Below are 13,013 nucleotides of genomic sequence, written 5' to 3' on the forward strand. Positions count from 1 at the left end.
CCCTTCCCGCTGAGCGGTATGCTGGGAGGTGTAGGAAGGTGATTACTGGCTATGGCGGACGTACACAAAGATTATCCGGCCAAAGGGCGCGTCATTCTTCATTTGGATATGAATGCCTTCTATTGCTCCGTGCACGAAGCGGAGGAACCAGAGAAATATAAAGGGAAGCCAACGGCGGTTGCCGGAAGCGTCGAACTCCGCAAAGGCATTATTGTCACTTGTTCTTATGCTGCTCGAAGTAAAGGGATTAAGACGGGCATGACCGTCAGGCAGGCGATGCGGATTTGCCCCGCATTGATTATCATTCAGCCGGATTTTGACCTCTACCGCAAGTATTCGCGCGGGTTTATGAGCATCGCAAAGGAGTATACGCCGCTGGTGGAGCCGATCTCGATCGATGAGTGTTATATGGATATAACCGGTTCCAAAATCTTCGGTTCGCCCCTTGAGATTGCCGAGGTGCTGCAGAAGCGGATCGCTGAAGAATGGACGCTTCCATGCTCGATAGGAGTTGCTCCCAACAAGCTGCTCGCCAAGATGGCTTCCGACATGAAAAAGCCGAACGGCCTCACCGTGCTAAGGCTGCGGGATGTTCCCCATGTATTGTGGGATAAACCATGTGACGTGCTGCACGGGATCGGGAAGAAAACGGCGGATAAGCTGGAGAGGCTGCGTATCCGGACAATCGGCCAGCTTGCCGCCGCGGACGAAGAGCTGCTTATCCGTCAGTTCGGCACGTATGGAACCTGGATGAAGTCGGCGGCTCATGGCATTGATCCCTCCGAGGTTCGGGCAGACCGGGAGCAGAGCAAGTCGATTGGGCACACGACCACCTTGCCGTATGATGTGACGGTCCGGGAGGATGCCCATCGCATCCTGCTCAATCTGGCAGACCAGACAGCCCGCAGACTGCGCCGGCAGAAGCTGATGGCATTAACCGTCCAGATTACGATCCGAAAGCCGGATATGGCCACTATAACGCGTTCCAGCACGCTTCGGGCACCCACTCATTCGACGGATGTCATTTATCACGAGGCCTGCCGGCTGTTTGATGAGCATTGGCCGGGGAATGAGCCTGCCCGCTTGCTTGGCGTTACCCTGCAGAATCTGACGGCGGAGGAAGAGACGGCTGTCCAGCTCGATTTATTCGATTACAAGGAGCAGCCGCGCAAGGAAGCCCTGACGAAAACGATGGATGTTTTGCGGGACAAATTCGGCGAGAACGCGGTGCTGACAGCGGGAATGCTGGGGGATGATCCGTCGGTGCTTATCCGCAATAAAAGATTGCGCGGAACTTCGCTTCAAAAGGATGATATGTAACAATTGTATAGGCATAGCTTGTTGCCAAGGTGGACGGTTTGTTATATATTGATGAGTGAAGGTTTACAAAAATTTTAGCGAACATCACGACGTTTGCAGAAGCATTTTTATGTCTATTTTTTTTGTGGGAGGGAATACCAATGGCTAAATTTACATGGGTAGAGAAAGACACCTGTATCGCATGCGGAGCTTGCGGCGCTACAGCACCAGATATTTATGATTATGACGATGAAGGTATTGCTGAAGTCATCTTCGGAAACGACGGCAACCATGGTAATACAGAAATTCCTGAAGATCTGTACGACGACTTGCAAGATGCTTGCGACGGCTGCCCGACAGATTCGATCAAGATTGCCGACGACCCGTTCAATATGTAAGTTGCAATAATAAACTCCATGCCATTTCAGCTTCCGCTGAGAGCATGGAGTTTTTTGTGCGTCGCTGGTTACTATTGATTGAGGATGAGAAGAACGGCAACGGCGGCAATGATGACAACGACGATCGAACCGATCCATGCCAGCGCCTTAATGTTTACCTCTTCTTTTGGCTTCGTTTTCATAGCGGGAGCTTTCCGTTTGGCTGTGCTCATCATCAATCAACCTTTCCGTGGGAAAAATGGTTACCATATACCCTCATTGTAATCGGTTTCTTGTGCTGCTGCAACATTTGGATAGGCCTTGCGCACGGGTGCTGCCCTTTTCTTTTTCTTATAAAAAAGATAAACTGTCAGATAGGAAAGACAACTTGAAACGGAGTGTGTAATCTTGCTTTATTCTTCTATTCTTAAACCGGTATTTTTCAAAATGGATCCTGAAAAGGCCCATCATCTCGTCATAGACGGACTGCATACAGCCGGAAGCTTTCCGGGCATGAACAGCATGCTGCATGCCATGTATGGCGTAGCTGATGCGCCTGAACTCGCCGTGGATCTGTTCGGCATTCATTTCCCGCATCCGGTAGGTCTTGCAGCCGGCCTGGACAAGAACGGCGTAGCTGCGGACGGCTTTTCCAGCATTGGCTTCGGATTTGCCGAAGTCGGCACGGTAACGCCAAAAGGACAGCCGGGCAACGAGCTGCCGCGCTTGTTCCGCCTTCCGTCCGATGAGGCGCTGATCAACCGGATGGGCTTTAATAACGAAGGCGCCGAAGCAATGGCAAGCAAGCTGTCGCAGCGCAAGATTCACCGGATTCCGATTGCCGTAAACGTCGGTAAAAATAAAGCAACGCCAAATGAACGGGCTCACGAAGATTACCGTTCGTGCATACAAGTGTTATATCCGCATGGCGATTTCTTTGTCGTAAACATCAGTTCCCCGAACACCCCCGATTTGCGCGCGCTGCAGCATGGCGATGAGCTGCGTACGCTTCTTGGCGAGGTGTTGGAGGAAATCGGACTTCAGGCGTCGAAATTAGGTAGCAAAGCAAAGCCGGTTCTGGTGAAGATTGCTCCTGATATGACGGACGAGCAGCTTGAGCTTACCGTCTCGACAATTAAAGACAGCGGCGTAGCGGGCATTATTGCTTCGAATACGACGATTTCAAGAGAAGGACTTACGCATCCGAATGCTAAGGAAACGGGCGGCTTAAGCGGAGCGCCGTTAACCGAGCGCTCAACGGAGGTTGTGAGGGCGGTGTACCGCATGACGGAAGGCAAGCTCCCGATCATTGGTTCGGGCGGAATATTCACGGCGGATGACGCTTATGATAAAATCCGCGCCGGAGCCTCGCTCGTAGAAATTTATACCGCATTGATCTATAAAGGTCCGGGAGTACTCCGCGAACTGACGAACGGCTTGAAAGAACGCTTGCGTAAAGACGGCTACCGTAATATATCGGAGGCAGTGGGCGCAGATCATCGATAGGAACAGGAGGCGGCCGGATGGATGGTAGAGATTGGAATCTTTTTTTGCAGCCTTATGAGCAAGCAGTAGAAGAGTTAAAGGTAAAGTTAAAGACGATGCGGGTTGAGCTTAAGATGCGCGAGGCGTACGCTCCGATCGAGTTCGTTACCGGTCGTGTCAAAAAAGTATCAAGCATACTGGAGAAGGCAAGGCGGCTTAGCGTTCCCGCGGATCAGCTGGAAAAAGGCATCGAGGATATCGCCGGCATTCGGATTATGTGTCAGTTCGTGGACGATATTCACCGCGTTGCCGGGTTCATCCGGACGCGGAAGGATTTGTCGCTTGTCTACGAGAAGGACTACATTACGAATTTCAAGGACAGCGGCTACCGCAGCTACCATATGATTGTGGAATATCCGGTACAGACGGCGCTTGGTCAAAAATTCGTGCTTGCCGAAATTCAGATCCGCACGCTTGCGATGAATTTCTGGGCTACGATTGAGCATTCGCTTAATTATAAATATAAGGAAAGCCTGCCGGAGGATGTGCGGGAGCGGCTGAAGAAGGCTTCCGAAGCCGCGTTTCTGCTGGATACGGAGATGTCGAGCATCCGCCACGAAATTCTGGATGCGCAGCGCGACTTCGAGGAACGGTCCAATGTCGTATCCAAGGTGCTCAGCACCATTCAGGACCTGTACTTCTATCACCGGGTGAGAGAAGCGGCGCAATTCCAAATGAAATTTAATGAGCTGTTCGAGCAGGAGGATTTGTATGGCCTCAAGCAGCTCTCCGTCGACATTGAATCGGCAATCTTGCGCGCCAAGAAAAATAACACGACTACTTAAAAGCAACCGGGAATCCCGCGTTCTGCACTTTGCAGGACACGGGATTTTTTTGCGGCGGATTTGACAAAAGCTTGTATCCGTCCTATCTTTACGTTGTAAGGTTAACGATAAACAAGAGAAGTTAACAGCCGGAGGACATGGCATGCAAAATAATATAACGATGCGGGATATTGCTAACAAGCTGGGCGTGAGCAGTGTAACCGTGTCTAAAGCTTTAAGCGATAAAGAAGGGGTAAGCGACGAGCTGAAGCAGAAGATTAAGGAGCTTGCCCAGGAAATGGGCTACCGTTACAATACGGCAGCAAGAGCGATAAAGGACGGCTATTCCTATAATATAGGCGTTGTGATTGCCGACCGTTACGCGAGCATGACCCAATCGTTCTATCTGCAGTTCTATCAATTTCTGTCCACGGCTTTGGAGGAGGAGCAGTATTCGGGCATTCTTCATATGCTGAGCGAAGAAGACGAGGAGCAGCTGATTCTGCCTAGAATTTACCATGACCGGAAAGCAGACGGGTTCATTGTGCTTGGTCAATTGAGCAATGCGTATATTTCAGCGTTTCACGAAACGGGTGTCCCTCTGGTGTTTCTGGATTTCTATACGGACAAGACGGAGCTGGACTACGTCATTACGGATAATTTCTACGGCATGTACGAGATGACGAATTATTTGATCAGCAGCGGTCACCGCGAGCTGGCATTTGTCGGCAACGTGCATTCTACAAGCAGTATCCAGGACAGATTCCTCGGCTATTACAAATCCCTTCTGGAGCATCACATACCGCTGCGCGATAATTACATCATCAAGGACCGGGATGAGAAGGGCCGGTTTATTGATTTCGTTATTCCGGATCCATTGCCGACCGTCTTCGTCTGCAACTGTGACCAGGTAGCCTATATGCTCATCCAAACCCTTCGCAAGCAGGGGATTCGGGTGCCCGAAGACTGCTCGGTAGTTGGGTTTGACAATGATATTTATGCAACGCTCGCCGAGCCCGGGCTAACGACGGTTGAAGTGGACAGGAAGGAAATGGCCAGGGCAGCGGTCGGCAAGGTCTTGAGCAAGATCAGGACCAATGCGACCAGCAGCGGCCGAGTACTTGTAAGAGGGAAAATGGTTTATCGGGAGTCTGTTAAGCTGATATAGAAAATATAATACGGATGTTTATTAACATGAAGCGACCCCGGTCGCTTCATGTTTTTTTGTTGACGGAAATACGGTATCCTTTTACAATGAGTTTGTAACTTAATCGATAACTTAATTCTTGTTTATGAAGTTAACTTAATCTATCTGACGATGACGGGAGAGCGAGAAAGTGGAGCAGCCTGATTGGAGAAGCTGGCAGCAGGAGATCGAAAGCGAATTAAAAGAAAATATACTTTCCTTCTGGATGAAGCATACGCGGGATGAGAGAAACGGAGGCTTCCTTGGCGGGATTTCGAATGAGCTGAAGGTAAACGCCGAGGCTGACAAGTCGCTGGTGCTGAATACGCGGATTTTGTGGACGTATGCTTCTGCCTACCGGAAGTATAAGGATACCGCTTATCTGGAGATGGCCGAGCGGGCCTACGAATATTTGAACTCGCATTTCCATGACAATGAGCACGGAGGGTACTATTGGCTGCTGAATTATGCTGGAGAACCGGTGCAGACGAAAAAGCAGATTTACGGTCAAGCCTTTATGATCTACGCGTTGGCTGAATATGTACGCGCTCGTCCCGATGAAGAGGCTCTGCAGGAGGCTGTCCGCTTATTCGAATTCGTCGAGCGGTACAGCTACGATGCATCGTACAAAGGTTATATTGAAGCGCTTAGCTGCGATTGGGAAGCAACGGATGATTTAAGCCTCAGCCACACGGATCTGAATGAGAAAAAATCGATGAATACCCATTTGCACGTGCTTGAGGCGTATACGAATCTGTTCCGGGTATGGCCTTCTGAGCGCTTGGAGGGCAAGCTGAAGGAACTGATCGAGACGATGCTGGATCATATCGTGGACGAAGAGACCCGTCATTTTAAGCTGTTCTTTGATGAAGCATGGCATTCGAAGTCGCATGAAATCTCTTACGGGCATGACATTGAAGGCAGCTGGCTGCTGACGGAGGCGGCAGAAGTGCTTGGTCACCAGGAGCTGATCCGCCGTACGGAGAGAATCGCGCTTGCGATGGCGCAGGCCGTCTATGAAGAAGGCGTCGATACGGACGGAGCGATCGTTAACGAAGCAGATCCAAATGGCTGGACCGATACCGATAAGATCTGGTGGCCGCAGGCGGAGGCGGTTGTTGGATTTCTGAACGCCTATCAGCTGTCGGGGCAGGCGCATTTTTTGCAGGCGGCTTATCGGACATGGGTATTCATAGATCGCTGCATGGTAGACAAAACAAACGGTGAATGGTTCTGGAAGGTGAATCAGGCCGGAGAGCCAAGCGGGGAAGAGATGAAGGTTGATCCTTGGAAATGCCCCTATCATAACGGCCGAATGGGTCTGGAAGCGCTGGAAAGAATCGAGAAGCTTGTAAAAGAGCCCGTAAACGAATAGGAGGTCTAATCCCATTATGAATTTTATGGATAAATTAACACGTATGCATGCCGAGCATCAAGAGCTTCTGGCCAGACCAAATGTAATAAAAGCCGGCGGAAACGGAATCTATGACCGGTATGAGAATCCGGTACTGACGGCTGCTCATGCACCGATCTATTGGCGCTATGATCTAAATCCGGAGACGAATCCGCATCTCATGGAACGAATCGGAGTAAATGCGGCTTTTAACCCCGGCGCAATTGAACTGGACGGGAAGATTTATCTGATCGTCCGCGTGGAAGGGAACGACCGCAAATCCTTCTTTGCTGTCGCCGAGAGCGATAATGGCATTGACGGCTTTGCATTCTGGGAATACCCCGTCGTCTTGCCGGAGACGGAGAATCCGGATGTTAACGTCTACGATATGCGGCTGACAAAGCATGAGGACGGCTGGATCTACGGCGTATTTTGCACCGAACGGAAGGATCCCGAAGCTAAAAAGGGCGATACATCCAGCGCGGTAGCCAGCGCAGGCATCGTCAGAACAAGGGATCTAAGGAATTGGGAACGGCTTGATGATCTTCGGACTCCCTCTCCGCAGCAGCGCAATGTCGTGCTTCATCCCGAATTCGTGGACGGCAAGTACGCGTTCTATACCAGGCCGCAGGACGGCTTTATAGATGCCGGATCGGGCGGAGGGATCGGTTGGGGCTTGTCAACAAGCATCGAGCATGCGACTATTGAGTTGGAAACGATTGTGGATGAGAAAATATACCATACCATCAAGGAAGTGAAGAACGGACAAGGCGCGGCGCCAATCAAGACAGATAAAGGGTGGCTGCATATTGCCCACGGCGTTCGGAATACGGCAGCGGGACTGCGTTATGTGATCTATGCGTTTATGACGGATTTGAATGACCCAAGCAAGGTGATCTATGCGCCTGGCGGTCATTTGATAGCGCCGGAAGGCGAAGAGCGGGTTGGCGATGTCTCGAATGTCGTGTTCACCAACGGATTGATTGCCAGAGATAACGGCGATGTGTACATGTATTACGCTTCCTCGGATACGCGCTGCCATGTAGCGGTCACGACGGTAGAGAAGCTGATCGATTATGTCGTACATACCCCCGCGGATCCTCTTCGTTCATATGCCTCCGTGCAGCAGCGTAACGAGTTGATCGCAAGTAATCTGAAGCTGATGGAGCGTCCGGAATTCCGCTTTCTAAGACAATAAGTCCTGATGAAGCAGGGCTAACAGAAAGGGATAAGATCTATGCCGCTAATTGATATGCCCCTGGAGCAGTTGTACAGCTATAAAGGACGTAACCCGCGTCCGGAAGATCTGGATGCCTATTGGGAACGCGCCCTCGAGGAAATGCGTGCCGTAGACCCCCAAATTGAACTATCGCCAAGCAGCTTTCAAGTGCCGTTTGCCGATTGCTTCGACCTGTTTTTCACAGGCGTACGGGGGGCACGCATCCATGCCAAATACGTCCGGCCGAAACATGCTACCGAGTCGCATCCCGCCATTATTCAATTTCATGGTTATACCGGGAACTCGGGCGATTGGTCCGACAAGCTGACCTATGCGGCATTGGGTTATTCCGTCTTTTCGATGGATTGCCGCGGACAAGGCGGACTGTCGGAGGATACGGGCGGAGTAAAAGGAACCACGCATAACGGCCATATTATCCGGGGGCTGAATGATCATCCCGACAATCTGCTTATGCGGCACATTTTCCTTGATACCGCTCAGCTTGCGGGGATTGCCATGAACATGCCGGAGGTTGACGCGGCGCGGGTGGGAGCCATTGGCGGCTCGCAAGGCGGGGCTTTGACGCTGGCCTGCGCATCGCTGGAGCCGCGAATCGCGAGGCTTGCGCCCGTCTACCCGTTCCTGTGCGACTATAAACGGGTGTGGGAGATGGATTTGGCGAAGGATGCCTATGCCGAGCTGAGAACCTTCTTCCGGCATTTTGACCCGCGGCATGAGCAGGAAGAACAAATCTTCGAGAAGCTGGGTTATATCGATCTTCAGCATTTGGCCTGCCGAATTAAAGGGGAAGTGCTGATGACCGTAGGTCTTGCGGATACGATTTGTCCGCCGTCTACCCAATTTGCCGCGTACAACAATATTACGGCACCCAAATCGGCGGATATCTATCCGGATTTCGGACACGAGCATATTCCGGAAGTATCCGACCGTACGATTCAGTTCATGCTGGGTCTGTAGAGGAGAAGAGGAGGTTGTCCATCGCGGACAGCCTCCTCTTAGTTTCTTGAGCGGATTCTCTGTTCGGCCGTTTCGTTAAACTTGAGCAGCAGGCTCCCGAAGCTCCGCACTTCTTCCTCGTTCCAATCCGCCAGCAGCTCCTTGAAGAACGCCTCTCTTGATGCGCGTGCCTCGGCAAGCAATGCCGGGGCTTCCTCCGTTAATTGCACCGGCCGGAGCACCGGCGGCGCATTAGAAAAGCTTGCGAACAAGCCCGTTTCCGGGTAGTCTCAATATAAAAGAGAAGTATGATCATGGGCAGGAGGCTGACGGAAGAAATGAAAGCATTGCAGGATAAGATTCGAAACGAAGGAATCGTGCTAAGTGAAACGGTGCTTAAGGTGGACTCCTTCCTTAATCATCAGGTGGATCCGCAGTTAATGCTGGAGATTGGGCATTACTTTGCGGCTGCGTACGAAGGAGAAGGCATAACGAAGGTATTGACGTTGGAATCATCGGGCATTGCGCCGGCCGTGATGACAGCTCTTGCGCTGCAAGTGCCTCTCGTATTTGCCCGCAAGCAAAAGTCCCTTACCCTTCGCGACGACTTGTATATCGAGGAGGTGTACTCCTTCACGAAGCAGGTGAAGAGCGAGGTTGCAATCTCGCGCAAGTTCCTGTCGGCGGGGGAGCGGGTGCTAATTATTGACGATTTCCTCGCTTACGGGGAAGCGGCCTTCGGAATGGCGAGAATTGTGGAAGGGGCAGGGGCAAGCGTGGCCGGGATCGGCATCGTGATCGAGAAGTCATTCCAGACTGGGGCTGACAGGCTGAAGGAAGCAGGCTACCGGGTAGATTCGCTCGCCCGCATCGCTGTATTGTCTCCTGACGGCATCCAGTTTGTAAAGGAATAGAGATAAAAGAAAAAACTTGCGAAAGCTCCTTAAAGGCTGCATTCGCAAGTTTTTCGTTTTGTATCACATTGCCTGCAAGCCAGCCTGATTAAGCAGGTTCCATGGCTTGTTGTAATGAGGCTGGAAGAAGAAGTCGACAAAGGTCAGTTCGTTCATTGTCATTCCGTTCTGGATGCAGACCGACATTGTATTAATCGCTTGCGTCAGATCATCCTTCGACATCACCTGGGCGCCAACGATCCGGCCGGTGTCGGCTTCGTAGACGACCTTGAGGAGCACCTTCTCATAGGTTGGCATAAATTCGGGGCGGTCATTGTCTTCGATGGTAACGGTCTTCACGTCTAACCCGGCATCAAGGGCGGCAAGCTCGGTTAATCCGGTCGAGGCGATATTTTGTTCGTAAATCTTGATGCCCGAAGTGCCTTGGGTGCCCATGTAACGGACGGTGGGTCCCAACAGGTTGCGGGCAACCAGCGTGCCCATCCGGACGGCATTGGTTGCGAGCGGAATGTATGCATGCTTGTGCGTCGGATTATAAAAGACGGCGCAGCTGTCGCCGGCAGCGAAAACATCGGGATGGCTGGTGCGCATATACTCGTCTACGACAATGGCGCCGTTAGGGAGCATGTCGATCTGTCCTCTGAGCAGATCCGTATTCGGGCGGAAGCCAATGCATAAGACAACCAGATCCGTTTCGTACTCGCCTGCAGTTGTCACGACCTTGGCGACATGGCCTTCTTCGCCATGGAAGCCGGTAACGGTCTGAGCCAGCTTAAGCTCGATGCCGCGTTGCTGCAATTCCTGCTCGGTAGCATCCGTAAATTCGCGGTCCAAATATTTGTATAGAATCCGGTCCATATTATCAATAAGCGTCACTTGCTTGCCAAGCTGTTCAAAGGCTTCGACAAGTTCGATGCCGATATACCCTGCGCCAATAACGGTAATCCGTTCAGCGTGTTTTGCTTTCTCGATTATGGTCTGGGCATGATTGTAATTCTTGCACAGCAGGATATTCTCAAGCTCCATGCCTTTCAGCTTCGGAATAATCGGCCACGAGCCGGTTGTCACAACAAGCTTGTCGTAGCTGTCGAGTTGTTCTTCGTTCGTTGCGAGATTGCGTGCCAGAATCGTTTTTGCTTCGGTGTGGACTTCCAGCACATCATGGCGCAGCTTCATCTGAACGCCCATGTCCATGAGCTGCTGAGGCGATGCGTAGAACAGCTTATTCACGTCCTGTACAACTCCGCCGACATGAAGGGCGATGCCGCACGAGAGGAACGATACGTTGTCATTGCGCTCATAGACCGTAATTTGCGCCTCGGGATAAAGCTTAGCCATCTGAGTTACAGCGGCGGTACCTGCATGCGTGCATCCAATAACAGCGATCTTCATAATAGTTTCCTCCTTGGATTTTCCTGTGAAATAATTCACATACTTTAGTGCGAAAAAAGGAAGCGGACCTTGGATAGGGGAATGGCATTTAAGTCGGCGGCGGCTTCCTTTTTTGACTCAACGGAGTTGCAGGCAAATTGTTGTGTGAATTAATTCACAATCTCTTGTTGCTCTTATCATATGCCAGATTTCTGAAATTGACAAGGGGTTGTGATTAATTTCACATATCGATCACAAATGAAAGACGCAGACGAAATGTTGGTTGGATCTTTGAATTATAGGTGCATTGGAGTATACTCGATGTTATATTTCTAACGTATATTAGCTGCTTGCAAGGGGATGACCAGATGTCCGGCTATTTGCCGATTGCTTTTACGACAAAGATGAAATCGCTGCTTGGGGAAGAGTTCGACCGGTTCATGTCCTCCTACGAGGATCCGCGGGTATATGGTATCCGGATTAACCGGCTGAAACTGGACGCCAAGGAGTGGAAGGACATATCGCCGATGGGAGAATCGGTGCGTCCGATTCCATGGGCGCCCGACGGCTTCTATTATGAAGAAGGCGCGCGTCCGGGCAAGCATCCGCATTATCATGCCGGCCTATACTATATTCAGGAACCAAGCGCAATGGCACCGGTTGAGCTGCTGGATGTCCGCCCGGGACATCGCGTGCTGGATTTATGTGCAGCTCCCGGCGGCAAATCGACTCAGATTGCAGCCAAGCTGCAGGGCAGCGGTGTACTGGTGAGCAATGACAATGCCAGAGAACGGACGAAGGCGCTTGCCAAAAACATTGAGCTGGCAGGTGTCCGCAACGCGGTCGTGCTAAACGAAGAGCCATCGGCGCTTGCGCCGGTGTTCCGGGGATGGTTCGACCGCATTCTCGTGGATGCGCCTTGCTCGGGTGAAGGAATGTTCCGCAAGGACGAGTCGATGATTGCGGAATGGGAGAAGCATTCGATCGAGCGCTGCTCGGTGATGCAGCGGCATATTTTGCGCGATGCGGCAGCCATGCTTGCTCCGGGAGGCCTGCTGGTGTATTCGACCTGTACCTTCTCGCCGGAAGAGAATGAAGCCCAAATCGCTGAGCTGCTTGCCGAATACTCGGACTTTGAGGTATTGCCGGTTGATCATCGTTATGGCTGGAAGCAAGGACAACCGCAATGGGCGGGAGAAGCGGGACAAGAGCTGACCGCAGAGCAATTGACTTCGCTTGAAGGCACGGTAAGGCTATGGCCTCACCATATTGAAGGAGAAGGCCATTATGCAGCCGTCTTGTCCCGGAAAGGTTCCGCCGCAGTTGAAGCTTCTCCCGCGGATAGTAATGATGCGGTTCAAGCTGATGAGGAGAACGTGAAGCGGAAGAAAGTAAAAGGCAATGCAGGTGCCGCGCTGCGGGCAGCCGAGAAGCGGAGCAGCCGCGAAGGGAAGGACAATGGGAGGCTGAACAGGGCAGCCGCGGATTCGAGCCGGCGTTCCGGCAGAGGACAAGCCGAGTCCGTTGATCCGGCGGGGTTATGGCATGCGTTTGCAGAACGAGAGCTGTCGGCGGCGTTTGCCGGTCTGGGATCCGTACATTGCTTTGGTTCGCGTGTATATCTGCAGCCGGACGGCTTGCCTTCCTTGGACGGCTTGCGCGTTGTGCGCGCGGGCTGGTATGTAGGCGAAGCGGGGCGGAATAAATTCGAACCTTCACAGGCGCTTGCCATGGGACTCAGGCAGCTGGAAGCTGCGCGCTCGCTGGACTTCCGTTCGGATGATCCAAATGTGATTCGTTATTTGAAGGGGGAAACGCTGTTCGTTGAACCAGCTCAAATAACGGTTCATCAGGAGGCAGTGAAGACGCCTCAGCCATTGAAAGGATTCGTTCTTGTATGTACAGACGGCTATCCGATCGGGTGGGGCAAATATTCGGGGGACGGGATGCTGAAGAACGAGCTGCCGGCCGGCTGGAGGTGGATGTAA

The 13,013-nt window shown here is 51.9% G+C and carries 12 protein-coding genes; 10 read left to right on the top strand and 2 right to left on the bottom strand.

The genetic code is table 11. The features are described 5' to 3' along the window. Positions 1–51: 51 nt before the first annotated feature. From M3194_RS07465 to M3194_RS07500, 8 genes are all read left to right on the top strand, one after another. Positions 52–1,320, top strand: a complete 1,269-nt coding sequence (locus M3194_RS07465) for a DNA polymerase IV (protein ID WP_251652799.1) — start codon at positions 52–54, stop codon at positions 1,318–1,320. A 140-nt stretch (positions 1,321–1,460) separates the two neighbouring features. Next, on the top strand, positions 1,461–1,697 hold the full coding sequence (locus tag M3194_RS07470) for a ferredoxin (RefSeq protein WP_015843751.1): 237 nt from the start codon (positions 1,461–1,463) through the stop codon (positions 1,695–1,697). Between the two features lie 387 nt (positions 1,698–2,084). After that, a complete protein-coding gene (locus M3194_RS07475; RefSeq protein WP_251652800.1) occupies positions 2,085–3,182 on the top strand; it encodes a quinone-dependent dihydroorotate dehydrogenase in 1,098 nt (365 codons plus the stop codon). 17 nt (positions 3,183–3,199) lie between these two features. Further along, a complete protein-coding gene (gene yjbM, locus M3194_RS07480; protein ID WP_251652801.1) occupies positions 3,200–4,006 on the top strand; it encodes a GTP diphosphokinase in 807 nt (268 codons plus the stop codon). 142 nt (positions 4,007–4,148) lie between these two features. Next, a complete protein-coding gene (locus M3194_RS07485) occupies positions 4,149–5,153 on the top strand; it encodes a substrate-binding domain-containing protein (RefSeq protein ID WP_251652802.1) in 1,005 nt (334 codons plus the stop codon). Positions 5,154–5,322: 169 nt separating this feature from the next. Beyond that, positions 5,323–6,546 carry an AGE family epimerase/isomerase gene (locus tag M3194_RS07490; RefSeq protein WP_251652803.1) on the top strand — a complete coding sequence of 408 codons (1,224 nt, stop codon included), beginning with the start codon at positions 5,323–5,325 and terminating at the stop codon, positions 6,544–6,546. Between the two features lie 43 nt (positions 6,547–6,589). Further along, entirely contained in the window at positions 6,590–7,762 is a 1,173-nt protein-coding gene (locus M3194_RS07495) for a glycoside hydrolase family 130 protein (protein WP_397334297.1), read from the top strand. 39 nt (positions 7,763–7,801) lie between these two features. After that, complete coding sequence (locus M3194_RS07500) at positions 7,802–8,761, top strand: acetylxylan esterase (protein ID WP_251652805.1); 960 nt, start codon at positions 7,802–7,804, stop codon at positions 8,759–8,761. Positions 8,762–8,799: 38 nt separating this feature from the next. Here M3194_RS07500 and M3194_RS07505 read toward each other — a convergent pair whose 3' ends face one another. Then, positions 8,800–9,012: a hypothetical protein gene (locus tag M3194_RS07505; RefSeq protein WP_251652806.1), complete on the bottom strand. Its 213-nt coding sequence runs from the start codon at positions 9,010–9,012 to the stop codon at positions 8,800–8,802. Positions 9,013–9,078: 66 nt separating this feature from the next. Between M3194_RS07505 and M3194_RS07510 the strand changes: the two genes are divergently transcribed. After that, positions 9,079–9,654 carry a xanthine phosphoribosyltransferase gene (locus tag M3194_RS07510; RefSeq protein ID WP_251652807.1) on the top strand — a complete coding sequence of 192 codons (576 nt, stop codon included), beginning with the start codon at positions 9,079–9,081 and terminating at the stop codon, positions 9,652–9,654. 63 nt (positions 9,655–9,717) lie between these two features. Here the strand turns inward: M3194_RS07510 and M3194_RS07515 are convergent, their stop codons facing one another. Next, positions 9,718–11,046 (bottom strand): FAD-dependent oxidoreductase, encoded by a 1,329-nt coding sequence (locus M3194_RS07515; protein ID WP_251652808.1) that lies wholly within the window; start codon positions 11,044–11,046, stop codon positions 9,718–9,720. Between the two features lie 347 nt (positions 11,047–11,393). Between M3194_RS07515 and M3194_RS07520 the strand changes: the two genes are divergently transcribed. Beyond that, positions 11,394–13,013 (top strand): RsmB/NOP family class I SAM-dependent RNA methyltransferase, encoded by a 1,620-nt coding sequence (locus tag M3194_RS07520; protein WP_251652809.1) that lies wholly within the window; start codon positions 11,394–11,396, stop codon positions 13,011–13,013.

Origin of the sequence: Paenibacillus glycanilyticus (genome assembly GCF_023715145.1) — a bacterium.
GTDB classification, from domain to species: domain Bacteria; phylum Bacillota; class Bacilli; order Paenibacillales; family Paenibacillaceae; genus Pristimantibacillus; species Pristimantibacillus glycanilyticus_A.